Below are 21,105 nucleotides of genomic sequence, written 5' to 3' on the forward strand. Positions count from 1 at the left end.
TTCCATTCGCGGGCGGGTTCTTGACGCAGCCGCATCCGGCATGAGACATGCGCCAATGCCCCCGCGCCAGAAAACCGACGATCCGACACGCCCCCCCGCGCGCCCCTGGCGTCCGGGCTTCTGGCTGCGCTTCGTGCTGATCCGCATGGCGCTGGTGCTGACGGGATCGGTCGCGGTCTATTCGGTGATCGACCCGCCCTACAGCTGGACGATGCATGCCGATGCGCGGCAGCACGAGCTTGCCCCGCGCGGCTGGACCGACCTGGGCGACATCGCGCCCGTGATGCTGCGGTCGGTCGTCGCCGCCGAGGATGCGAATTTCTGCCGCCACTGGGGCTTCGACATGGACGAGATCCGCAAGGTCGTGGCCTCGGGGTCCAGTCGCGGGGCCTCGACGCTGACGCAGCAGACCGCCAAGAACGCCTTTCTGTGGCAGGGGCGTAGCTGGCTGCGCAAATCGACCGAGGCCGTCCTCACCCCCCTGGTCGAGGCGATGTGGTCCAAGCGCCGCATCCTCGAGGTCTACATGAACCTGGCCGAGTTCGGGCCGGGCATCTTCGGCATCCGCGCCGCCGCCCGCGAACATTTCGGCACGACGCCCGACCGCCTGACCCCCGTGCAAGCCGCAAGGCTGGCCGCGATCCTGCCCGCCCCCAAGCGGCGCAGCCCCCATGCGGCGTCGTCCCGGTCCCGCGCGATCCTGGACGGGGCCGCCACCATCGCCCGCGACGGGCGGGCCGACTGCTTCACCACGCGCCGCGACGGTTGAAAGGGCACCCCTCGGGGCGTATCAACATCGGCGTTGCGACAAGAAAACAAGGTCTCGAGCAGTCAATGAACACGAATACGCAGACCACGCGACTCTACCACAGCCCGCTGTCGCCCTTCTGCCGGAAGGTGCGCCTGGTCCTGGCCGAGAAGAAGATCGAGGTCGAACTGGTCGAGGAGCGTTACTGGGAAAGCCCCCCCGATCTGAAGCGCCGCAATCCGGCGGGCAAGCTGCCCGTGCTGCGCTGGCGCGGGAACATGCTGGCCGAGAGCCAGGCCATCGTCGAATACCTGGACGAGGCCATGCCCAGCCCCGCCCTGATGCCCCAGACCCCGATGGAACGTCACGAGGTGCGGCGCCTGTGCGCCTGGTTCGACGACAAGTTCAACGCCGAGGTGACCCAGCCCATCCTGACCGAGCGCGTCTGGAAGAAAATCACCCGCCAGGGCTATCCCGACAGCCGCGTGGTCAAGGAAGGGCTGCGCAACATCAAGGAGCATATCGACTATCTCACCTCGCTGCTCGAGGCGCGGCGCTGGCTGGCGGGCAATGCGCTCAGCCTGGCCGATTTCGCGGCGGCGGCGCATTTCTCCTGCCTCGACTACATCTCGGACGTGGATTGGGACCGGTCCGAGACGCTGAAGGACTGGTATGCGACGATCAAGTCGCGCCCCGCCTTCCGTTCCGTGCTGGCCGATCAGGTTCCGGGCATCCACCCGGCCCCGCATTATGCCGAGCTGGACTTCGGCTGAGGCCGACAAGGCGGCCCTGTCGGCGCAGGCCGACAAGGTGACGCTGTCGGCGCAGGCCGACAAGGCGGCGCTGGACGCCTTCGCGCGTGAGGCGGGCTTCGCCAAGATGCGCGTGACCACGCCCGGCGCCGTGCCGGGCCTGCCCGAACGGCTGCGCGAATTCCTGGACCAGGGGCGGCACGGCCAGATGGCCTGGATGGCGGAACGCACGCATTGGCGCGCGGACCCCGCCGCCCTCTGGCCCGAGGCCAAATCGGTCGTCATGCTGGCCGAGCTGTACACCCCCGAGGGCGACCCGCTGGCCGCGCTGGAACGGCGCGACCACGCCGCCGTCAGCGTCTATGCGCAGGGGCGCGATTATCACGACCTGGTCAAGAAGCGCCTGAAACGCGTGGGCCGCTGGCTGCTGGAACAGCATCCCGACCACCAGATCAAGGTCTTCGTCGACACGGCCCCGGTGATGGAGAAACCCCTGGCCGAGGCCGCGGGCCTCGGCTGGCAGGGCAAGCATACCAACCTGCTGTCGCGCGACCTCGGCAGCTGGTTCTTCCTGGGCGCGATCTTCACGACCGTGCCGCTGCCGCCCGACGCGCCCGATGTCAGCCATTGCGGATCCTGCCGCGCCTGCCTCGACATCTGCCCGACCGGCGCCTTTCCCGCGCCCTACCAGCTGGATGCGCGGCGCTGCATATCCTACCTGACGATCGAGCATCACGGGCCCGTCGATCCCGACCTGCGCGCGCTGATGGGCAACCGCATCTATGGCTGCGACGACTGCCTTGCGGTCTGCCCCTGGAACAAGTTCGCGCAGGCCGGGACCGAGATGCGCTATCGCGGGATCATCGACGCGCCGCCGCTGGCGGAACTGGCGGTGCTGGACGATGCGGGCTTCCGGGCGCGGTTCTCGGGCAGTCCGATCAAGCGGATCGGGCGCAACCGCTTCGTGCGCAACGTGCTGTATGCGATCGGGAACTCGGACGATCCCTCGCTGCGGGCGGTGGCGCAGGGCCTGGCCGAGGACGAGGATCCGACCGTGGCCGATGCCGCGCGATGGGCCGCGATGCGGCTGGATCACAGCAGGAAGTCGTCGCCGTCCAGCGACAGCTGACCCGACAGGCGGATCGTCATCTCGGCCCGCCCGTCGCCATCCAGATCGGCAAGGACATGCGTCTCGCGGCCGACATGGCGCCAGATCAGCGAATCCTCGCCCGAGAAGCGGTTGCCGTCGTAATCGAGGTCCAGCGCCCGCAGGTCGATCCGGTCCGTTCCGGGCGTGAAATCCGTGATCAGGTCGGCCGCGCCCGTGCGGCTGTCGGCTGCCAGGAAGAAGCGGAACTCGTCCCGCCCGGCACCGCCGGTCATCACGTCCGCCCCAAGGTTGCCCGCCAGCGTGTCGTGGCCCGCCTGCCCCCACAGTGTGTCGGCACGAACATTGGCTAGAAGCGTGTCTTGCCCCCGTCCCCCGCCGATATCGTGTCGTTGCCCCCGGCGCCCACGATCCGCTCGGGGCCCGAGGCCCCCAGCAGCGTATCGTTCCCCTCCGTTCCGAAGACCCATGTGGCGACATCCGACGGGGTGTCGTCGGGGCCGACATCCTCGGGGTCGATCTCGGGCAGCGAATAATGGGCCAGCGGGAACATCGCGTTGGTGAAGTCGCTTGCCTGCAGCGACCGCCCGTCCCATGACCGTACGTCCAGGATCGTCTGCCCCCAGATGATCAGGATCCCCGTCGAGGTCGGCACGAAGCTCAGCTGCCAGACGCTGCGGACAGTCCCCAGCAACGAGAAGTCGATCGCATCGACGCCGCGCCGGAAGTCGAGGATCGTGATCCGCCCGCTGATGCTGGTCGGCATGAAGATGTCCGCCCCGTCCCCCCCATGCATCAGCAGCGGGCGGCCCGCAGCGATCAGGATGTCGTCGCCGCCTCCGCCGTTCAGCCGAAGGGTGGCCGCCCCCGCCTGCAGCAGGTCGTTTCCCGCCCCGCCGCCCTGCGTTCCCGCCCCGGCGATGCGCGTGACGCCCAGATCGCCGGGGTCGAACAGGAACTGCGTCACGCCGGTCTCGGTGCCCGAGGCGACGAAGACCGCGATGCGGCCGTCGATCTCGACCGCGGTGATGTCCGAGACATCGGCCAGCGTGGTCGCCGCCTCGTCCGCGATGGTCGCAAGATGCACCAGCCGGCCGTCGGGCGTCATGGTCATCACGCTGATCCCGTCATCCGCGCCGCCCGCGAAGACGAAGGCTCGCCCGTCGACCACGACCACCTCGAGCGCGGTGACGGATGCGAAGCGGGTCCCCCCCTCGTCCAGAACGTGATCCGCGCGGGTCAACGAACCGTCCTGCCCGATGCGGAACACGCTGAGCGAATTCGACCCCGCCGCGCCGAGGATCGCGAAGCTTGCGCCCCCGAACTCGGCCAGGGCCAGCGCCGAGGGCAGGTCGAACCCCGCCCCGCTGGCCGCGCTATGGACATGGCCCGCACCCAGCCGCCCATCCGCGCCCATCGGATGCGTGGACAGGAAATTCCCGTTCCCGGAGGCGGTGACCAGCACGACCTGACCGCCGACATTCGCCGCGACGACATGATCCAGGTTGGCGTCGGTCACCCCCTGCGGCAGGGGCAGCGTCACGCTGCCGGCCTGGCTCAGCCGTCCCGCCGCGTCCATCATGTGGGTGCGCAGCACCAGCCCCTCGGCCGCCGAGAAGACGACCTGCCCGCGCGTCGTCGCCACCTGCCCCAGTGCCGTCAGCCGCGCCCCCAGATCGGTGCCGAACAGCTGAGAGAACGACGTCAGCGCCCCGTTATGCGATTGCAGGTCGACCGACAGGTCCGACAGCCCCCCAAGCCCGCCCAGATGCACATGCGCCTGCCCGCCGATATCCAGCAGATGCAGTTCGGGCGCCCCCTGATAGGTCGCCCCGCCCGGATAGTCGCGATTGCGCAGGCCCGCGATCGGCGCGTCGCCCGCCCCGATGCGATAGCTGCTGACCCCCCCGCCGATCTGCGTGGCGGCCAGCAGAATCCGCTCTCCTCCGATCTCGGCCACGAGCAGATCGGAAATCGAGGACAGCCAGCGTTGTTGCGTGACACCGAAGGTGGTCACGTGGCGATAGGCGATCATGGGATTTCAGCTGGGTTCGGAAAGGCGGATTCGGTTGCGGAACTATCCTAAGGAATAGGGCCGTCAGGCTTTCTGAACAAAGGATGGATGGCTTGCATTTTATGCAAGCCGGGCGCGGAGCCTCAGATCGGCGTCGCGTCCGGGGTGTCCGCCAGCGGACCGTAGAGGATCAGCCCCGGCTGGACCGCAGGCCCCTCGGCCAGCATCCGGGCCAGCCCCTCGACCGTGCTGCGCAGAAGCCGCTGGCCGGGATGGCCGACGGCCTCGGCGAACAGGGCGGGGGTGTCGGCGGGCAGGCCGTGGGCGATCAGCCCCTCGGACAGGCGGGGCCAACTGCGCTGCCCCATGAAGACCGCCGTGATGACGCCGGGATCGGCCAACGCGGCCCAGTTGATGTCCTCGGGCAGCTGGCCCGTGATGTCCGCCCCGGTGACGAACTGCACCCGCCGCGCGGTCAGGCGGCGCGTCAGCGGCATCCCCGCCGCCGCAGCCGCCGCCGAGGCCGAGGTCACCCCCGGCACGATCTGGAACGGGATGCCCGCCTGCGCCAGGGCCACGATCTCTTCCTCGAGCCGGCCGAAGATGCCGCTGTCGCCGGATTTCAGGCGCACCACGCGACGGCCCGCGCGGGCATGATCGACCAGAAGCGCGTTCACGGCCTCCTGCTTGGCCGAGGGGCGGCCCGCACGCTTGCCGACCGCGATCAGGTCCGCATCGGGATGGGCATGGTCCAGCACCGGCCCCGAGGCCAGGTCGTCGAACAGCACGACCTCGGCCTCGGCCAGAAGGCGGGCGGCCTTCAGGGTCAGCAGCTCGGGGTCACCCGGTCCCGCCGACACGAGCGAGACGAAGCCGGATTGTTCAGCGATGTCGGACATGTCGGAAAATGCCTTGCGGAACAGCGTTTCATCCCAGCTATACCACGATGACAGGTGTGACAATGCCGCGCATTTGCATGGCATCCATGCCGCGCGATGAAACCTTTCGGCCCCCATGCGTTGGGTGGGCAGAGGAGTTCGGAGGAACGGAATGACGGTGATCTGCTGGTTTCGGCGCATGTTGCGGCTGGACGACCATCCTGCGCTGGTCGCGGCGGCACGCGAAGGCGCGGTGATCCCGCTGGTCATCCTCGACCCCCAGGAGGCACGCCTGCGCCCCGCCAGCGCGCAGCGGCAGGCCATGTCGCTGCCCCGGCTGGAGGCATCGCTGAAATCGCGCCACAGCCGCCTGATTGTGAGGCGCGGCGACCCCGCCGAGGTGCTGGAGGCCATCGCCCGAGAGACCGGCGCCGACACGGTGCACACCACCACCGGCTTTCCCTTCTACAGCGATCACGGGCTGAAGGCCGCCGTCGAACGCGGCGGCGCGACCCTGTGCCTGCATCACCCCGCCGACCTGATCCCGCGCGGATCGGTCACGACCAAGACCGGCGATCCCTACAAGGTCTTCACCCCGTTCTGGAAATCCATGCGCCAATGCGACATCGCGCAGCCGCTGGATGCGCCCTCGCTGTCTTCGCCCGACAGCTGGCCCGACAGCGACGGGCTGGACTGGCCCGAGGCCCGCAATGCGATGCGCCGTGGCTGGGATGTCATGGCCGATCACATCCGCGCGGGCGAGGACGAGGCCCTGGACCGGCTGGACGCGTTCATGTCCGACGACATGGCCGACTACAAGGCGAACCGCGACTTGCCCTGGCGCGAGCACGGCACGTCGGAACTGTCCGACAGCCTTGCCGTGGGCGAGATCAGCGCCCGCCGCATCTGGCATCGCTGCCTGCCCGCGCTGCACGATGGCCGCAAGGGCGCCGAGACCTTCATGTCCGAACTGGCCTGGCGCGAATTCGGGCGCGAGCTGATGCATCAGAGCCCGAAGATGGACAGCGACAACTGGCGCGACGAATGGGCCGATTTCCCGTGGAAGCGCGACAACAACGATGCCGAGGCATGGAAGCGCGGCCAGACCGGCATCGCCATGGTCGATGCGGGCATGAGAGAGCTGTATGTGACGGGTCGCATGCACAACCGCGTGCGGATGATCACCGGCAGCTATCTGACCAAGAACCTGCTGACGGATTGGCGCGTGGGGCTGGAATGGTTCGAACATGCGCTGATCGACTGGGACGCGGCCTCGAACGCGATGAACTGGCAATGGGTCGCGGGCAGCGGGGCGGATGCCGCGCCCTTCTTCCGCATCTTCAACCCCGACACCCAGGCCGAGAAGTTCGACGCCAAGGGCAGGTATCGCGACTTCTGGCTGAACCCCGAATCCCAGGGCGCCAGAAGCTTTGCCGAGGCCGCGCCCGAATCCTGGAAGATCGACCTGAAGAAGAAGCACTATCCCGCCATGTCCCTGGGCGAGAGCCGCAAGCGCGCGCTCAGCGCCTACCAGGACCTGAAGGGCTGAACGGGCATGAGGGACGCGCTGATCATCGGGGCCTCGGGGGGGATCGGACAGGCGATGACGCGGCTGCTGGAATCGCGCGGCGTCGCGGTGACCGGACTGTCGCGCAGCCGTGACGGGCTGGATCTGACCGATGCCGCATCGGTCGAACGCCACGCCGGGGCGTTGCAGGGTCGCAGCTTCGATCTGGTGATGAACACGACCGGCGCGCTGGTGATCGACGGGCAGCAGCCCGAAAAGACCACCGCCGCCATCGACGCCGATGCCATGGCCGCGCAGTTCGCGCTGAACGCCACGGGGGTCGCACTGGCCGTTCGGCATTTCGCACCCCTGATGCGGCGCGACGCGCGGGCGGTCTTTGCCACGCTGTCGGCGCGTGTCGGCTCGATCGGGGACAACCGGCTGGGGGGCTGGGTCGCCTATCGCGCCGCCAAGGCCGCGCAGAACCAGATCCTGCGCACGGCGGCGATCGAATGGTCGCGCCGCAACCGGCATTCGGTCTTTCTGGCGCTGCATCCCGGCACGGTCGAAACGCCCCTGACCGAGAAATACGCGGCCCGCCACCCGACCATCACGCCCGAACGCAGCGCCGAAGCGCTGCTGGGGGTGATCGAACGCGTCCCCCCCGAGGACAGCGGCAGCTTCTGGGACTGGAAGGGTCAGCGCGTCCCCTGGTAGGCCAGCGCGCGCCAGCCGATCACCAGCGCGGCCACCGATGCCACGACCACCGGCAGCCATGCCCCTCGACCCGCATTTGCCGCGACGATCCCCACCAGCGCCCAGATCACGGCCAGGGAAAAGGCGGGCTCGTCCCGGCGCAGCGACTGGACGGCCAGCGCGATGGCCGTCACGGCAATCAGGCAAAGGATCGCCGCCACCATCGCGGGCAGCACCCCGTGCCCCGCCAGCCAGATCCCGACCGACACGCCCGACGCCGCCGTCAGCCAGCCCGCAAGGACCGCGACGGGGCGCCCCTCGAACCAGGGGTCGCGGCGACCGGCGCAGATCATCGCAAGGCACGAGGCCGCCCACATGATCAGGATCAGGATCGTCGCCAACCCCGGCAGCACCTGCGCCACGGGGATCCACAGGAACCCGACCACAAGCGCCACCAGAAGCGGCGCGCGCATGGGCAGCCAGTCCTCGTCCCCCGCGCGCCGCCACAGCCCGAAGCCCGCGCCGACGATCAGCCACAGATAGATCGGCCCCCAGATCGCGAAGGCCCAGCCCGAGGGCTGGATCGGCGGATCGTCCTGCGGGATCGGGAACAGATCGGCAGAGTAGCCCGCGAAGCCGGGAAAGATCACCGGCGACAGGGCAAAGGCGATGGCCGCGACCAGCACCGCGGCGGCAAGGGTGCGATTGGACATGTCCTTGGTCCTTCGGGTCGTTCTCAGGGCCAACCCCGGCGCGGCGGCGAATGTTCCCCCGGCCTTGACCCCGCAAGGGCCCGCGTGAATGAATGTCAGCCCGCACCCAAGGCCAGCCGCACGAAGATCGACGCACCGCATGAAGCTCAAGGAATTCGCCAAGCTGGTCGGCATGTCGCCCACCACCGTCAGCCGCGCCCTGAACGGCCACCCCGAGGTCAGCGACCGGACGCGCCTGCGCATCGTCGAGGCCGCCCGCGAGCACGGATATTCGGCCAACGCGCATGCCAGCTTCCTGGCCAAGGGGCATGGCAATATCATCGGCTGCGTCATCCCGATCACCGGCCGGAACGAGATCGTGAACCCGATCTATGCCGATTTCCTTGCGGGCGTGGGCGAGGAATGCGCCGCCCGCCGGTTCGAGATCAACCTGTCGGTCGTGCCCGACGACGACCAATCCGACGCCTACCGCGCGCTGCATTCGCGCGGGCTGATCGGTGGCGTGATCGTGCAGTTCCCGCGCCACGACGATGCGCGCCCGGCGCTTCTGGATGCGCTCGGGCTGCCATATGTCGTGCATGGGCGGGTCAGCGCGCATCGCGCGGATTACGGCTGGGTGGACGTGAACAACCAGCGGGCCTTCGAACGCGCGGCGGGGTTCCTGATCCAGCTGGGGCACCGCCGCATCGCCCTGCTGAACGGGGACGAGCGGCTGGACTTCGCCTTCCGCCGCCGCGAGGGGTATCTGAAGGCCCTGCGCGACGGCGGCATCGCGCCCGATCCCGCGCTGATGACCGCGGACGAGATGACCTCGGCCCAAGGATATGCCAACGCGCTGCGGCTGCTGGACGCGCCGAACCCGCCGACCGCGATCCTGTGCTCGGCCACCATGATCGCCATCGGCGTCCGGCAGGCGCTGGAGGAACGCGGCCTGCAGCTGGGCCGCGACCTGTCGGTCGTGACCTTCGACGACGACCTGTCCTATTACGCCAATCGCGACGGCGTGCCCGTCTTCACGGCCATGCGATCCTCGGTGCGCGAGGCGGGCAACCGCTGCGCGGGCCTGCTGATCGACCGGATCGAGAATGGCGGCGCACCGCGCCAGGACCTGCTCGAGGCCGAGCTGGTCGTCGGTCAGTCCACCGCCCCGCCCCCGGCCTGAGAAACCGCACGACGCGCCGCGCGCAGGTCGTCGGGCGTGTTCACGTTGCGGAACGGGTCCTGCGGCAGGGCGGGCCATTCCACCAGCACCGCGCCATGCGCACGGGTCAGGTCGCGCACGCGCCGGTTCCCCGCCATCAGCCGCGCCCGCAGATCGTCCCGCAACCCGACCGGCCACAGCCCGATCACCGGGTGTTCGTGCAATCCCGCCTCGTCGCGGCTGGCGGCCAGCGCCAGCCCGCCATCGCCCGCCGCCCCGGCCAGCCGTTGCACCAGGTCGGGCGGCAAGAACGGCGTGTCGCCCGCCACCGTGACGACCTGGGACGCACCGCCTGCGGCCGCCCATTCCATCGCCGCAAGAATGCCCGCCAGGGGGCCATGACTGCCCGCGATATCATCCGGGATCACCGGCAGGCCGTGATCCGCGAAACGCGCGGGATCGCCGTTCGCGTTGATCGCAAGCGGCCCCGCCTGCGGTGACAACCGCCCGACGATCATCGACAGCATCGAGGTTTTCCCCAGCATCAGCAGGGGCTTGTCGCCGCCGCCCATGCGGGTCGCGCGGCCTCCGGCAAGGATCACGGCGGGTGTCTTCATCCCGCGATCAGTGACCGCAACCGGCATCGCTGGCAAGAGGCGCGATTCTTGACTTCTTTCGTCGGAATCGTTACCCGCCGGAAACAGTCAAGTAATCCCATGCCGACGGAGATCGAAGATGACCGGACTTGGAGCAACCCTGACGGCCCTGCCGCTGTTCGGCATGATTCGCGACGGCGGCTGGACGATGTGGCTGATCGCCGCGCTGTCGGTCGTGACCGTGGCGGTGATCCTGTGGAAGATCTTCGCGCTGTGGCGCATGGGCGTCTGGGGCGGCTCGCATTCGCGCCGCGCCGTGACGCTGTGGTCGCAGGGCCGTGGCCGCGATGCGCTGATGGCCGTGCGTGGCCGCCCCTCGGCGCGGGCGCGCGTGGCGCAGGCCGCCATCGGCACCTCGCTCGATCCGCGCTTCGACGACCGCGCCGCCCGCGAGGAGACCACCCGCGTCGCGCGCCAGACCCTCTATCGTTCGCGCGAAGGGCTGCGCGCGTTGGAGCTGATCGCCACCATCGCGCCGCTTCTGGGCCTGCTGGGCACGGTTCTGGGCATGATCAGCGCGTTCCAGGTCCTGCAGAGCAGCGGCAACCAGGCCGACCCCTCGGACCTCGCCGGCGGCATCTGGGAGGCGCTGCTGACCACCGCCGCGGGCATGGCCGTCGCCATCCCGGCAGGGGTCGCGCTGTCCTGGTTCGAAAGCATCGCCGACCGCCTTCAATCCGACCTGGAAGATCTGGCCAGCCGCGTCTTCGTCAAGCGTGACGCCCCCGACACCGCCCCCATGCTGCAGGCCGCGGAATGAGCCATTCGCCCGAGGACACGGCGATCGACCTGGGCCCGCGTCGGCATCCCCGCCGGATGTCGCTGACGCCCATGATCGACGTTGTCTTCCTGCTGCTGATCTTCTTCATGCTGGCCTCGCGCTTCGGCATGGACGCGGTGCTGCCCATCGCGGGCGGGTCCGAGGGGGCCGCCAGCGAATGGCAAGGCGCGCCGAGGCTGGTCGATATCCGCCCCGACGGGCTGGCGCTGAACGGCACGCCGGTCGATCCCGCCGACCTGCCCGATGCGCTGGCGCGGATCATGCCGGACCCGACCGCGGGGGTCATCCTGCGCGCGCAGGATGACGCGCAGCTGCAGCGGCTGGTCGATGTCATGGACCTGCTGAACGGCGCGGGTCTGAACAACCTCATCCTGATCGAGTGATCCCATGCGCATCGACATGCCCCCAAGGCGCCCGCGCGGCGAATCGATCATCCCGATGATCAACGTGGTGTTCCTGCTGCTGATCTTCTTCCTGCTGACGGCGCAGATCGCCCCCTCGACGCCGTTCCCGCTGACGCCCCCCGACAGTTCCTCGGATATCGAGGCCGAGGCCCGCGACGTGCTGTTCCTGTCGGCGGATGGCGAACTGGCCTGGAACGACGCGCGGGACGAGGCCGTCTGGCCCGCCATCGCCGCGCGCGAAGCCGATGGCCCGATCGAGATCCGCGCCGATGCCGCCACCCCCGCCGCCACGCTTGCGGCGCATCTGAAGACGCTGCGCGAACTGTCGGATGGCGGCGCGCGCCTTGTCGTCAGCGGAGGTTGACCCCATGCCCACGCGCCGCCTTGCCGAAACCGCCGGGTTCTTCGTGATCGCAGCCTCGTTGCATGTCGCGGCCTTCGCGGCGTTCCTGCCCGATGACGGCCCGCAGAAGGGGGTCGCCGCCGATGCGCCCCCCGCCCAGCTGGCCGCGGGCGGCGCCGAGGTTCAGGCCATGGTCGCCGAATGGGAGGCCCCGCCCGAGATCGCCGAACCGGCGCCCGCACCGCAGCCCCAGCCGGAACCCGTGGCCGAACCCGCACCGCAGCAGCCCGAGCCTGCACCCGAACCCGTCCGCACGGCGGCCCTGCCGCAGCCCATGCCGGCCCAGCCCTCGATGTCGCAGCCGAACCTGCCCGAGCCGCCCGAAGCGCCCGAGATCGAGGCCCCCTCGGAACTGGCGCTCAGCAGCTCGCCCCGGCCGGATGCCCGCCCCGAGCGTCCCGCGCCGCGCCGTCAGCCCGAGCCGGAACCGGAACTGGACCCCCAGCCGCGCCGCGAGCCGCAGCGCCAGGCCCAGCCCGCGCAGCAGCCCCAGCAGCGCCAGGCGGCCCCCGCCCCGCAGCGCGCGGGCCAGGGCGGCGCGTCGCAATCCTCGCGGTCGGGCGGCGGTGGCGGCGTCAGCGCCGCACAACGCCAAAGCGCGATGAGCCGTTGGGGCGGGCAGGTTCAGTCCTGCATCGCACGTCGGGCGCAGCGTCCGCGCGGCATCCGGGAATCGGGCACGACGCTGCTGTCGATCAATATCGGCCGCGACGGCACGATCCGCGGCATCGGCGTCGCGCGGTCGTCGGGCAGCGCCGCGCTGGATCAGGCGGCGGCGCAGGCCGCGCAGCGCGCACGCCGCTGCCCCGCCGCCCCGCCCGAGCTGACGGATGCAAGCTATGCCTTCACGCTTCCGGTGACGCTGAACTGATCCGTCAGACGTGATGCAGGACCAGCGGTCGCCCCTGGTGGCTGGCGACCGCGATGGGCGCATCGTACAGATCGGACAGCACGTCCTCGGTCAGCACCTCGTTGGCACTGCCCTCGGCCACGATGCGGCCGTCCTTCATGGCGATGACGTGGTCGGCCCATGCGGCGGCATAGTTGATCTCGTGCACCACCAGGCCGACGCTGCGGCCCTGCCGGTCGACCAGGTCGCGCAGCCGGCCCATCAGGGCGCGGGCATGCGCCATGTCCAGGTTGTTCAACGGCTCGTCCAGCAGCAGCCAGTCGGTATCCTGCGCGAAGGCCATCGCGATATGGGCGCGCTGCGCCTGCCCACCCGACACCTCGTCCAGGAAACGGTCGGCCATGGGGGTCAGCGCGAAGGCCTCCAGCGCCTCGGCGACGCGGGCGTGGTCATGGGCCGTGGGGCGGCCCCGGTGATGCGGCCAGCGCCCGAAGCCCACCAGCTCGGACAGGCGCAGGCGGCTGGCGATGCTGGTCTGCTGCCCCAGGATCGCCATGACGCGGGCCAGGTCCTCGGTCGGGGTGGCGGCGATGTCGCGCCCCGCGACCGACACGCGCCCCTGCTGCAGCGGCTCGAGCCGCCCGATCAGCCGCAGCAGCGTGGACTTCCCCGCCCCGTTCGGGCCGATCAGCGCGGTCAGCCGCCCTTCGGGCAGATGCGTGGTGATGTCGTGCAGGATGGGCGCCTTGCCGATGCGGTGGCTGACCCCGTCGATACGGATCATCGGATATGCCCCCTGAGCAGCAGGTAGAGGAAGAACAGCCCGCCCGCGAACTCGACCACGACGGACAGGGTCGCGCCCTGGTCCAGCACGCGTTCGAACAGCCACTGGCCGCCGACCAGCAGGATGGCGCCCGACAGGGCGGCGGCGGGCAGCAGCGCGGCATGGCGAGTGGACCGCATCAGCCCATGCGCCAGCCCCGCGACGATCAGCCCGAAGAAGGACACCGGCCCGACCAGCGCCGTGGAAACCGAGACCAGCACCGCGATCAGCGCCAGCACCTGCAGCACGGTGCCGCGATGGCGCAGCCCAAGCGATACCGCCGGATCGCGCCCCAGTGCCAGCACGTCCAGCCGCGGGGCCAGCCGCCAGGCCGCAAGGCAGGCCAGCGCCGTGATCGCCGCCGCGAAGGGCAGCAGCCCCGGCTGAACCTTGTTGAAGCTGGCGAAGCTGACCGATTGCACCACCGCATAGGCATTGGGATCGAGGATGCGCCCGACGAAGCTGGACAGCGCCCGGAACAGCACCCCCAGGATCACGCCCGTCAGGATCATGCGCGGCAGGTCGCGCGACCCCTTCAGCAGCAGGACGCCGAACAGAAGCGATGCCATCGCCGTCATCAGCGCGATCTCGGCCATGAATTTCGGCCCCGGCGGCAGGCTTGCGAAGCCCGCCGTCCCGAGGGACGCGACCAGCAGCGTCTGCAGCAGCACGTAAAGCGCGTCGAAGCCCATGATCGACGGCGTCAGCACGCGGTTCGCGGCGACCGTCTGGAACAGCACCGTGGACACGCCGATCGCGAAGGCCACGACCACCAGCGCCGCCAGCTTGGACGCCCGCAGCGACAGGATGAAGCCGCGATTGCCGCCGCCGAGGCCCTGGAACATCCACAGCCCCGCGCACAGCAAAAGGCAGGCCGCAAGCGCCAGCAGGATCGACAGGCCGCGCTTATCCATGGCGGGGCCTGCGATAGAGCAGCCACAGGAACAGGACCGAGCCGACGCCCCCCAGGATCAGGCCCGCCGGAACCTCGTAGGGGTGGATCACCAGCCGCCCCGCAAGGTCGCAGGCCATGACCAGCACCGCGCCCGACAGCGCGACCACCGGAAGGGTGCGCCGCAGGTTGTCGCCCATGATCCGCGCGACGATGTTCGGCACGACCAGCCCGACAAAGGGGATCATCCCCACCGTCGTCACGACCATCGCCGTCACGACCGCCACCACCGCAAGGCCCAGCCGCAGCACGGCCCGCGTGCCCAGCCCCAGCCCGGTCGCGACCTGGTCGCCCAGCCCGATGATGGCAAAGCGGTCCGCCGCGAACCAGGCCAGCACGGCCGCGCCCCCCGCGATCCACAGCAGCTCGTACCGCCCCGAGATCACCCCCGAGAACTCGCCGCTGAACAGCCAGGTGCCGATATATTGCATCAGGTCCGTCTGCCAGCCGATGAAGGTCACGACCGAACCCAGCACCCCCGACAGCACGAGACCCGCGATGGGGACCAGCATCACCTCTCGGACGGGCAGGCGGCGGATGATCGCGATGAACAGCGCGGTCGTCGCCATGGCCGAGACGCTGGCCGCGACCATGCGCAGCCATAGCGGGCTGGCGGGCCACAGGATGGTGATGGCCAGCAGGCCCAGTGCCGCGCCCTCGGCGGTGCCGGCGGTGTCGGGACCGACGAAGCGGTTGCGCACCAGCGCCTGGATCAGCACGCCCGCCACCGCAAGCGCCGCGCCGGTCAATGCCACTGCCAGCGTGCGCGGCAGTCGCGATTCCAGCAGGACAAGCATGGTCCGCGGATCGCCGAAGGCATGGACCAGGTCGACGCTGGCGGCGCCGATGGTCATGCTGACCAGCATCATCGCGGCCAGCGCCACGGCAAGGGCGGGCGTGGGACGCATCACTCGGCGGCCGCGAAGGCCTCGGTCAGGCGGTCCAGCGTGCCGGTCAGCGCCCGGAAGCCCCCGGCCGAGATATAGGCCGCTGCCGGGTCCAGATAGATGACCTGCCCCTTGGACCAGGCCTTGGTGCCCGCGACCAGATCCGAGGACAGCGTCTGTTCCGCACCCTGCGATTCCTCGCCGATGGCGGCGCTGCGGTCGATCACGACCAGCCAGTCGGGATCGGCCTCGGCGATGAATTCATGGCTGATGCCCTGCCCGTGATCGGCGCGATCCACGCCCTCGACGGCCTCGGGCAGGCCGGTCGCCTCGTGGATCCAGCCGAAGCGCGAATCCGCGCCATAGGCGGCCATCTTGGGCCCGTTCGTCATGACGACCAGCAGATCGCCCTTGCCTGCGGAAGCGGATTTCGCGGCCTCGATGCCGGCGTCGATCTGGGCGATCATCTCGGCGGCGCGATCCTGACGCTCGAACAGGGTGCCATAGGCCGCGATGCGCTCCTCGGCCGAGGCCAGCAGGTCGTCGCCGAAGGTCATGTCGATGGCGGTGCCCACCTGCGACACGGCATCCAGCTGGGTCGAGGACCGCCCGCCCACGATGGTCAGGTCGGGGCCGACCCCGGCCAGCGCCTCGAGGTCGGGTTCGAACAGCGTGCCGACGCGCGCCGCATCGGCCACGCCGTCGCGCAGTTCCGGGACCAGGATCTGGTCGATGGTGGCCGTGGGCACGACGCCCAGGGCGGTCAGCGAATCCAGCGCCGCCATGTCGTAGACGGCAACGGTTTCGGGGTTCGCGGGCAGGGTGACATCCCCCCGCGCGGTGGTGATCGAGACGTCCTCGGCGAAGGCGGCGGTGCTCATGGCGACGGCCATCAGGCCGGACAGCGCGGCTTGGCGCATGGCAGATCCTTTCATGGTTTCCCCGCGTGTGGCTGGACGTCTGGCTTCACGCTTGCTGGCGGATTAGCGCGGCGGCACAGGGACGTAAAGCAAGCGGGGGCCGTTCCGGGGCCGGTTTGCACAAATTGTTGACGAAAATGCTTGGGAGACCTAGCTCCTGTGGCAGGAAGGTCGCGAAACGCGCCTTCGACACATATGCGAAAGGAAGACATGATGCAGATGGATGCCGCCTTTGCCTCGGATCGGGCACCCTCGCTCATGGCCACGATGGCCAAGCATTTCGGCCACAAGATCGAGGTCGAGCACACCGACACCGGCGCGATCCTGCATTTCGAGATGGGCGACGCCACGCTTGGCTGCGACGACAAGGTGCTGCACCTGTCGCTTCAGGCCCCGGACGAGGACCGGCTGGAAACCATGCGCCAGGTCGTCGAGAGCCACCTGATGCGCTTTGCCCACCGCGAGAACCCGCGCGCGCTGGACTGGAACCGCGTCAGCGGATGAACACCGGATCGCCGCCCCGTTGCGGCATCCAGCGCAGCCGCCATTCGCCGGTCGGTCCGCGCTTGTTCTTGACCGTCGCCCAATGATGCGCCCAGCCCTTGGGGTGGACGATCGGGCGGCAGTCCCACCGCGTCTCGGTCGCGTTAGATCCGTGCCCCGGCGCGATCAGCATCAGCCCGGTCGTGCCGCCCTGCTCGGCCGCCAGCTGCAGCCTGCGCCCCGCGGTCAGCGACAGGGGGCGCTGCGGTTCGGACACGACAAGCCCGGTGACGCTGGCGCGCAGCGCCTCTTCGGTGGCCCATAGCAGGTCCACCTCGGACCGGGCGCGCATCAGGTAGATGCGGCCGCCCAGCCCCTCGGGCATGCCGGGGGGATAGAGCATGGCGCGCTGGTTGATCGGGCATGCCCAGAAGACCGGCCCCGGATGACGTGCCGCCTGGAAGATCGTGAAGGCGTCGCGGCCCGTGCCCTGCACCTCGTGGATGCGGGCGTGGCGCAGTCGAAGGGGGTCGGGGTCGGCTGATTCCATACATGAACAATACCAGAACATTCATCCGCCGACAGCCCGCCCCGCACGAAACAGGGGCTTTTCATTTCCGCGCCGCTGGCGTTCCCTGTGGGCCAAAGACGGGGGCGACATGGTTCTGTATCTGGGCATAGACGGCGGCGGCACTGGCTGCCGGGCGGCGATCGCCGACGCGCGCGGGCGCATCCTGGGCCAGGGCACCGGCGGGCCCGCGAACATCAACTCGGACCCCGAGGGCGCGGTGGTCAGCATCCTTGCCGCGGCCACCGGCGCGATGGTGCAGGCCGATGCCACGCCCGCGCAGGTCATCGCCGTGCTGGGCCTTGCCGGCGGCAACATGACCGAGGCCGCCCGCCGGACCGAGGCCAGCCTGCCCTTCGCCCGCTGCCGCGTCCTGAACGATGCCGTCATCGCCGCGCGTGGCGCGATCGGGGAAGGCGACGGGATCCTGGTCGCGATCGGCACCGGCTCGATCTTCGCGGTCCAGCAGGGCGGCGCGCTGCGCCTGCACGGCGGGCGCGGATTTCTTCTGGGGGACGAGGGCAGCGGCGCGGTCCTGGGCCGCACCCTTCTGTCCGAGGCGATGCGCGCGGGCGACGGGTTCGCCCCCGACAGCCCCCTGCTGCGCGACCTGCGCGACAGGATGGGCGGGTTCGAGGGGATCATCGCCTTCGGCAACCGCGCCGCCCCCGCCGAATTCGCCCAGCTTGCCCGTCGGCTGGTCGAGGATCGCGACGACCCCGCCGCGATGCGCATCATGGAGGCCGCCGCCGCGCAGGTGTCCCACGCGGTCGAGGTGCTGCAGGGCACGGGCGATCTGCCCGTCACCTGCACGGGCGGCCTGGGGCCCTTCTATGCGCAGGTGCTGGAGCGGCGCTGGACCGTCGCGCCCGCTCAGGGCAGCGCGACGGACGGCGCAATCGCCATCGCGCGCGAGTTGGGCGTTCCGGCATGACCCGCTGGTACACCGCCGACCTGATCTTCGACGGCCATGAACTGCGCCGCGATCTTGCCATCGGGATCGAGGATGGCCGCATCGCGGGGCTGAAGCCCGCCGACCGTCTTCCGCTTGCGCCCGCGCCGCGCGCGGACGGGTCGCCCGGTTCGGACCACCTGCGCGGCATCGTCGCGCCGGGCTTCGTCGACCTGCAGGTGAATGGCGGCGACGGCGTCATGGTCGGGCCGGAAACCGATGCCGACGCGCTGCGCCGGATCTGCGCCGCGCATCGCGGGCTTGGCTGCGCGGGCGTCCTGCCTACGCTGATCACCGACCGCCCCGAGACCACGGCCCGCGTCATCGACGCCGCGATCCGCGCCCAGGGCACGCCGGGCCTTCTGGGACTGCATCTCGAGGGGCCGCACCTGGATCCGCGCCGCGCGGGCGCGCATGACCCCGCACTGATCCGTCCCATGACCCCCGAGGATCTTGCCGTCCTGTCCGAGGCCGCCCGCGCCCTGCCCGCGCTGATGGTGACGGTCGCGCCCGAATCGGTGACGCCCGACCAGGTGGCGACGCTGACCCGCGCGGGGGCGGTGGTCAGCCTGGGGCACAGCGACTGCGACCTGGCCGACGCGATGCAGGCCATCGCGGCGGGCGCGGGATGCGCGACGCATCTGTTCAACGCCATGAGCCAGCTGGGCCATCGCCAGCCCGGGCTGGTGGGCGCGGTGCTGTCGTCGGACCTCCATGCGGGTCTGATCGCGGACGGTGTGCATGTATCGCTGCCCGCGCTGCGCATCGCGCTGGCCGCAAGGCCCGAGGGGCTGTTCCTCGTCAGCGACTGCATGGCCGTGGCGGGCACCGACGCGGACGAGTTCACGCTGCAATCGCGGCGCATCCTGCGGCGGGACGGGCGGCTGACGCTGGCGGACGGCACGCTGGCGGGGGCCGACCTGCGGCTGGACCGCGCGATGCAGGTCGCGGTGCAGGCGGGGGCAAGCCGCGAACGGGCGCTTGCGATGGCCTCGCGCATTCCGGCGGACCTGATCGGCGCACCCCTGGGGCGCATCGCGCAGGACCGGGCCGCCGACCTGGTCCTGCTGGATCACGACCTGTCCCTGACCGCCATCTTCGACGGCCGGGACTGGGTCGCGCCGCGCTAGGCGTCGCGGGCGATGATCGCCTCGACCTCGGGGGCGGGGACGAAGCGCCAGTTGCGGCGCGGGCCCGCCATGACGTTCAGGTAATACAGCTCGAAACCGTAGGGCGCGCCGCAGGGGTGATGCCCGCGCGGCACCAGCGTCACGTCGTGATCGCGCACGGCCATCACCTCGTCCAGGCTGCCATCGTCGGTATAGACGCGCTGCACCGCCCAGCCATCCGCCGGGTTCAGACGGTGATAATACGTCTCCTCGAGATAGGTGATCCGGGGGAAGTCGTCCTCGTCGTGGCGATGGCTGGGAAAGGACGACCAATGGCCCGCCGGGGTGAAGACCTCGGTCACCAGCAGGCTGTCGCAGTAATCCTCGTTCTCCATGGCGATGTTGTTGATGTGGCGGGTGTTCGTGCCCTTGCCGCGTTCCGTCAGGCTGATGCCGTCAGGACCGATGCGCCGCGCCTGATGGCCGCCGCGACCGGGGGCCGAACAGACCGCGATGGTGCAGTCGGTCACCGCCGTCGCCTGCCATTCCTGCCCGTTCGGGACATAGAGGCAGTGCGGCGGCGTCTTCTCGAACACGTCCATCCGGTCGCCAAGCGTGCCCCAGTCGCGGCCCGCGGCGGTCATGTCGGCCTTGCCCTCGACTATGACCAGGACGACCTCGCGGTCGCCGGTGACATCGACTGCGGTTTCGCCGGGGCGCAGGCGGTGCAGCGCGAAACCGACATATCGCCAGCCCGCGTCCTCGGGGGTGATGCGGTGGGTTTCGCCATGGGTGCCGAAGGGACGGCGCAGCAGATCGGGCATCTTCTCCTCCTCGTGGTTCGGGTCAGGCCGGGACGGTCTGGTCCAGGCCGGCCTCGCGGGCCGCGGCCTTCAGCGCCTTCAGGCCCATCGTCTGGTATTCCAGCGGGTTGCGGATCTCGGGGTCCTGCTCGGCCTCGATCACCAGCCAGCCATCATAGCCCGCATCGGCAAGGATGCGCATCAGCGGCACGAAGTCGATCTCTCCCTCGGGGTCGCCCGGAACGGTGAAGGCACCGGCCAGCACGCCCTGGATGAAGGACATCCCTTCGGCGCGGACGCGTTCGGTGACGGGGCGGCGGATGTTCTTGGCGTGGAAATGCGCCACGCGACCCACATGGCGCGCCAGGACCTCCGCGGGATCGCCGCCGCCGAAGGTGCAGTGCCCGGCATCGAACAGCAGATGCGTCGCAGGCCCGGTCGCGGCCATGAAGGCTTCGATCTCGTCCGGGGTCTCGACCACGGTGCCCATGTGGTGGTGATAGGCCAGCGTGATCCCCTGCTTCGCCAGGTAGGCGGCGAACTGCTCCATCCGGGCGCCGAACTCGGCCATCTCGTTGGCGGTCAGGCGGGGACGGTCGTTCACGGCGACATCGGGGCTGCCATGGACCGTGTTGGAACATTCGCAGACGATGCAGACCTTGCAGCCATTGGCCTTCAGCCGCGCCAGGTGGCCCTGGACGGACGCGATCTCGTCCTCGACCGAGCGGGTCAGCAGGTGGGTCGAATACCACCCCGAGACGAAGCGCAGGCCGTAGCCCGCCAGCAGGGATTTCAGCTCGGACGGATCCTCGGGCCAGCGATGCCCGTTCTCGATGCCGTCGAAGCCGATCAGGCGGCCGGCCTCGTGCAGGATCTGTTCCGTCGGGATATGGGCGCCGATGGACTGGTCGTCGTCATTGGCCCACGCGATGGGGTTGGTGCCGTAAAGGATCATGG

The 21,105-nt window shown here is 69.9% G+C and carries 25 protein-coding genes; 13 read left to right on the forward strand and 12 right to left on the reverse strand.

The features are described 5' to 3' along the window. Positions 1 to 40 precede the first annotated feature (40 nt). The 3 genes from mtgA to queG all read left to right on the forward strand — a co-directional run bounded on the left by mtgA (position 41) and on the right by queG (position 2,629). The gene (mtgA, locus tag F804_RS0106820; protein WP_245540326.1) at positions 41 to 769 is read left to right on the forward strand and encodes a monofunctional biosynthetic peptidoglycan transglycosylase; all 729 of its coding nucleotides are present in this window, start codon (positions 41 to 43) and stop codon (positions 767 to 769) included. A gap of 65 nt (positions 770 to 834) precedes the next feature. Further along, positions 835 to 1,521, forward strand: a complete 687-nt coding sequence (gene fzlA / locus F804_RS0106825) for an FtsZ-binding protein FzlA (protein WP_022706999.1) — start codon at positions 835 to 837, stop codon at positions 1,519 to 1,521. Then, positions 1,499 to 2,629, forward strand: coding sequence for a tRNA epoxyqueuosine(34) reductase QueG (gene queG / locus F804_RS15865; protein ID WP_022707000.1), 1,131 nt, complete (start codon positions 1,499 to 1,501; stop codon positions 2,627 to 2,629). Before fzlA ends, queG begins: the two co-directional genes overlap by 23 nt. Here the strand turns inward: queG and F804_RS17135 are convergent. From F804_RS17135 to cobA, 3 genes are all read right to left on the reverse strand, one after another. Beyond that, positions 2,593 to 2,991 carry a M10 family metallopeptidase C-terminal domain-containing protein gene (locus tag F804_RS17135; RefSeq protein ID WP_245540332.1) on the reverse strand — a complete coding sequence of 133 codons (399 nt, stop codon included), beginning with the start codon at positions 2,989 to 2,991 and terminating at the stop codon, positions 2,593 to 2,595. The genes queG and F804_RS17135 overlap by 37 nt on opposite strands. Next, positions 2,958 to 4,643, reverse strand: a complete 1,686-nt coding sequence (locus F804_RS17645; protein WP_022707002.1) for a calcium-binding protein — start codon at positions 4,641 to 4,643, stop codon at positions 2,958 to 2,960. Before F804_RS17645 ends, F804_RS17135 begins: the two co-directional genes overlap by 34 nt. Before the next feature lie 122 nt (positions 4,644 to 4,765). Further along, positions 4,766 to 5,521, reverse strand: a complete 756-nt coding sequence (cobA, locus tag F804_RS0106845) for a uroporphyrinogen-III C-methyltransferase (RefSeq protein WP_022707003.1) — start codon at positions 5,519 to 5,521, stop codon at positions 4,766 to 4,768. A 151-nt stretch (positions 5,522 to 5,672) separates the two neighbouring features. Between cobA and F804_RS0106850 the strand changes: the two genes are divergently transcribed. Then, positions 5,673 to 7,049, forward strand: coding sequence for a cryptochrome/photolyase family protein (locus F804_RS0106850; protein WP_022707004.1), 1,377 nt, complete (start codon positions 5,673 to 5,675; stop codon positions 7,047 to 7,049). 6 nt (positions 7,050 to 7,055) lie between these two features. Further along, positions 7,056 to 7,724 (forward strand): SDR family NAD(P)-dependent oxidoreductase, encoded by a 669-nt coding sequence (locus F804_RS0106855; RefSeq protein WP_022707005.1) that lies wholly within the window; start codon positions 7,056 to 7,058, stop codon positions 7,722 to 7,724. Here F804_RS0106855 and F804_RS0106860 read toward each other — a convergent pair. Further along, entirely contained in the window at positions 7,706 to 8,416 is a 711-nt protein-coding gene (locus F804_RS0106860; protein WP_022707006.1) for a TspO/MBR family protein, read from the reverse strand. The genes F804_RS0106855 and F804_RS0106860 overlap by 19 nt on opposite strands. A gap of 139 nt (positions 8,417 to 8,555) precedes the next feature. Here F804_RS0106860 and F804_RS0106865 point away from each other — a divergent pair, with 139 nt between their 5' ends. Next, positions 8,556 to 9,578, forward strand: coding sequence for a LacI family DNA-binding transcriptional regulator (locus tag F804_RS0106865; RefSeq protein ID WP_022707007.1), 1,023 nt, complete (start codon positions 8,556 to 8,558; stop codon positions 9,576 to 9,578). Here the strand turns inward: F804_RS0106865 and mobA are convergent. Further along, positions 9,551 to 10,174, reverse strand: coding sequence for a molybdenum cofactor guanylyltransferase MobA (mobA, locus tag F804_RS0106870; RefSeq protein WP_028725727.1), 624 nt, complete (start codon positions 10,172 to 10,174; stop codon positions 9,551 to 9,553). The genes F804_RS0106865 and mobA overlap by 28 nt on opposite strands. Before the next feature lie 118 nt (positions 10,175 to 10,292). Here mobA and F804_RS15870 point away from each other — a divergent pair, with 118 nt between their 5' ends. From F804_RS15870 to F804_RS16900, 4 genes are read left to right on the forward strand one after another with little or no spacing between them, the layout of a single operon-like run. After that, a complete protein-coding gene (locus tag F804_RS15870) occupies positions 10,293 to 10,973 on the forward strand; it encodes a MotA/TolQ/ExbB proton channel family protein (RefSeq protein WP_022707009.1) in 681 nt (226 codons plus the stop codon). Continuing rightward, on the forward strand, positions 10,970 to 11,377 hold the full coding sequence (locus F804_RS0106880; protein ID WP_022707010.1) for an ExbD/TolR family protein: 408 nt from the start codon (positions 10,970 to 10,972) through the stop codon (positions 11,375 to 11,377). Before F804_RS15870 ends, F804_RS0106880 begins: the two co-directional genes overlap by 4 nt. A 16-nt stretch (positions 11,378 to 11,393) precedes the next feature. After that, positions 11,394 to 11,762: a biopolymer transporter ExbD gene (locus tag F804_RS0106885; protein ID WP_245540327.1), complete on the forward strand. Its 369-nt coding sequence runs from the start codon at positions 11,394 to 11,396 to the stop codon at positions 11,760 to 11,762. Between the two features lie 4 nt (positions 11,763 to 11,766). Further along, positions 11,767 to 12,672 (forward strand): TonB family protein, encoded by a 906-nt coding sequence (locus F804_RS16900; RefSeq protein WP_022707012.1) that lies wholly within the window; start codon positions 11,767 to 11,769, stop codon positions 12,670 to 12,672. A 4-nt stretch (positions 12,673 to 12,676) separates the two neighbouring features. Here F804_RS16900 and F804_RS0106895 read toward each other — a convergent pair whose 3' ends face one another. The 4 genes from F804_RS0106895 to F804_RS0106910 are packed head-to-tail and all read right to left on the reverse strand — an operon-like array spanning position 12,677 to position 16,233. After that, the gene (locus F804_RS0106895) at positions 12,677 to 13,435 is read right to left on the reverse strand and encodes an iron ABC transporter ATP-binding protein (RefSeq protein ID WP_022707013.1); all 759 of its coding nucleotides are present in this window, start codon (positions 13,433 to 13,435) and stop codon (positions 12,677 to 12,679) included. Beyond that, entirely contained in the window at positions 13,432 to 14,388 is a 957-nt protein-coding gene (locus F804_RS0106900) for an iron chelate uptake ABC transporter family permease subunit (protein WP_022707014.1), read from the reverse strand. Before F804_RS0106900 ends, F804_RS0106895 begins: the two co-directional genes overlap by 4 nt. After that, the gene (locus F804_RS0106905; RefSeq protein ID WP_022707015.1) at positions 14,381 to 15,334 is read right to left on the reverse strand and encodes an ABC transporter permease; all 954 of its coding nucleotides are present in this window, start codon (positions 15,332 to 15,334) and stop codon (positions 14,381 to 14,383) included. Before F804_RS0106905 ends, F804_RS0106900 begins: the two co-directional genes overlap by 8 nt. Beyond that, a complete protein-coding gene (locus F804_RS0106910; RefSeq protein WP_022707016.1) occupies positions 15,334 to 16,233 on the reverse strand; it encodes a siderophore ABC transporter substrate-binding protein in 900 nt (299 codons plus the stop codon). The genes F804_RS0106905 and F804_RS0106910 overlap by 1 nt, the downstream gene beginning before the upstream one ends. Positions 16,234 to 16,446: 213 nt before the next feature. On the opposite strand from F804_RS0106910, the gene F804_RS0106915 reads away from it, so the two are divergent. Continuing rightward, complete coding sequence (locus tag F804_RS0106915) at positions 16,447 to 16,737, forward strand: DUF2218 domain-containing protein (RefSeq protein WP_169447684.1); 291 nt, start codon at positions 16,447 to 16,449, stop codon at positions 16,735 to 16,737. Here F804_RS0106915 and F804_RS15880 read toward each other — a convergent pair. Next, complete coding sequence (locus tag F804_RS15880) at positions 16,727 to 17,266, reverse strand: ImuA family protein (protein ID WP_022707018.1); 540 nt, start codon at positions 17,264 to 17,266, stop codon at positions 16,727 to 16,729. The genes F804_RS0106915 and F804_RS15880 overlap by 11 nt on opposite strands. A 109-nt stretch (positions 17,267 to 17,375) precedes the next feature. On the opposite strand from F804_RS15880, the gene F804_RS0106925 reads away from it, so the two are divergent. Then, positions 17,376 to 18,218, forward strand: coding sequence for a glucosamine kinase nucleotide-binding domain-containing protein (locus F804_RS0106925; RefSeq protein ID WP_022707019.1), 843 nt, complete (start codon positions 17,376 to 17,378; stop codon positions 18,216 to 18,218). Then, on the forward strand, positions 18,215 to 19,366 hold the full coding sequence (gene nagA, locus F804_RS0106930; RefSeq protein WP_022707020.1) for an N-acetylglucosamine-6-phosphate deacetylase: 1,152 nt from the start codon (positions 18,215 to 18,217) through the stop codon (positions 19,364 to 19,366). Before F804_RS0106925 ends, nagA begins: the two co-directional genes overlap by 4 nt. On the opposite strand, the gene iolB is transcribed toward nagA, so the two are convergent. Both iolB and iolE read right to left on the reverse strand, forming a co-directional pair. Beyond that, complete coding sequence (gene iolB / locus F804_RS0106935; RefSeq protein WP_022707021.1) at positions 19,363 to 20,169, reverse strand: 5-deoxy-glucuronate isomerase; 807 nt, start codon at positions 20,167 to 20,169, stop codon at positions 19,363 to 19,365. The two genes, nagA and iolB, sit on opposite strands and share 4 nt — an antisense overlap. Before the next feature lie 22 nt (positions 20,170 to 20,191). Then, positions 20,192 to 21,103: a myo-inosose-2 dehydratase gene (gene iolE, locus F804_RS0106940; protein ID WP_022707022.1), complete on the reverse strand. Its 912-nt coding sequence runs from the start codon at positions 21,101 to 21,103 to the stop codon at positions 20,192 to 20,194. Between the last annotated feature and the right edge of the window lie 2 nt (positions 21,104 to 21,105).

This window comes from Paracoccus zeaxanthinifaciens ATCC 21588 (genome assembly GCF_000420145.1).
GTDB lineage: Bacteria > Pseudomonadota > Alphaproteobacteria > Rhodobacterales > Rhodobacteraceae > Paracoccus > Paracoccus zeaxanthinifaciens.

Excerpts from the sequence above, each read along its gene's own strand:
- mtgA (WP_245540326.1), top strand. The coding sequence starts at position 41 with ATGAGACATGCGCCAATGCCCCCGCGCCAGAAAACCGACGATCCGACA.
- fzlA (WP_022706999.1), top strand. The coding sequence starts at position 835 with ATGAACACGAATACGCAGACCACGCGACTCTACCACAGCCCGCTGTCG.
- queG (WP_022707000.1), top strand. The coding sequence starts at position 1,499 with ATGCCGAGCTGGACTTCGGCTGAGGCCGACAAGGCGGCCCTGTCGGCG.
- F804_RS17645 (WP_022707002.1), bottom strand. The coding sequence starts at position 4,643 with ATGATCGCCTATCGCCACGTGACCACCTTCGGTGTCACGCAACAACGC.
- cobA (WP_022707003.1), bottom strand. The coding sequence starts at position 5,521 with ATGTCCGACATCGCTGAACAATCCGGCTTCGTCTCGCTCGTGTCGGCG.
- F804_RS0106850 (WP_022707004.1), top strand. The coding sequence starts at position 5,673 with ATGACGGTGATCTGCTGGTTTCGGCGCATGTTGCGGCTGGACGACCAT.
- F804_RS0106855 (WP_022707005.1), top strand. The coding sequence starts at position 7,056 with ATGAGGGACGCGCTGATCATCGGGGCCTCGGGGGGGATCGGACAGGCG.
- F804_RS0106860 (WP_022707006.1), bottom strand. The coding sequence starts at position 8,416 with ATGTCCAATCGCACCCTTGCCGCCGCGGTGCTGGTCGCGGCCATCGCC.
- F804_RS0106865 (WP_022707007.1), top strand. The coding sequence starts at position 8,556 with ATGAAGCTCAAGGAATTCGCCAAGCTGGTCGGCATGTCGCCCACCACC.
- mobA (WP_028725727.1), bottom strand. The coding sequence starts at position 10,174 with ATGAAGACACCCGCCGTGATCCTTGCCGGAGGCCGCGCGACCCGCATG.
- F804_RS15870 (WP_022707009.1), top strand. The coding sequence starts at position 10,293 with ATGACCGGACTTGGAGCAACCCTGACGGCCCTGCCGCTGTTCGGCATG.
- F804_RS0106880 (WP_022707010.1), top strand. The coding sequence starts at position 10,970 with ATGAGCCATTCGCCCGAGGACACGGCGATCGACCTGGGCCCGCGTCGG.
- F804_RS0106885 (WP_245540327.1), top strand. The coding sequence starts at position 11,394 with ATGCCCCCAAGGCGCCCGCGCGGCGAATCGATCATCCCGATGATCAAC.
- F804_RS16900 (WP_022707012.1), top strand. The coding sequence starts at position 11,767 with ATGCCCACGCGCCGCCTTGCCGAAACCGCCGGGTTCTTCGTGATCGCA.
- F804_RS0106895 (WP_022707013.1), bottom strand. The coding sequence starts at position 13,435 with ATGATCCGTATCGACGGGGTCAGCCACCGCATCGGCAAGGCGCCCATC.
- F804_RS0106900 (WP_022707014.1), bottom strand. The coding sequence starts at position 14,388 with ATGGATAAGCGCGGCCTGTCGATCCTGCTGGCGCTTGCGGCCTGCCTT.
- F804_RS0106905 (WP_022707015.1), bottom strand. The coding sequence starts at position 15,334 with ATGCGTCCCACGCCCGCCCTTGCCGTGGCGCTGGCCGCGATGATGCTG.
- F804_RS0106910 (WP_022707016.1), bottom strand. The coding sequence starts at position 16,233 with ATGCGCCAAGCCGCGCTGTCCGGCCTGATGGCCGTCGCCATGAGCACC.
- F804_RS0106915 (WP_169447684.1), top strand. The coding sequence starts at position 16,447 with ATGCAGATGGATGCCGCCTTTGCCTCGGATCGGGCACCCTCGCTCATG.
- F804_RS15880 (WP_022707018.1), bottom strand. The coding sequence starts at position 17,266 with ATGGAATCAGCCGACCCCGACCCCCTTCGACTGCGCCACGCCCGCATC.
- F804_RS0106925 (WP_022707019.1), top strand. The coding sequence starts at position 17,376 with ATGGTTCTGTATCTGGGCATAGACGGCGGCGGCACTGGCTGCCGGGCG.
- nagA (WP_022707020.1), top strand. The coding sequence starts at position 18,215 with ATGACCCGCTGGTACACCGCCGACCTGATCTTCGACGGCCATGAACTG.
- iolB (WP_022707021.1), bottom strand. The coding sequence starts at position 20,169 with ATGCCCGATCTGCTGCGCCGTCCCTTCGGCACCCATGGCGAAACCCAC.
- iolE (WP_022707022.1), bottom strand. The coding sequence starts at position 21,103 with ATGATCCTTTACGGCACCAACCCCATCGCGTGGGCCAATGACGACGAC.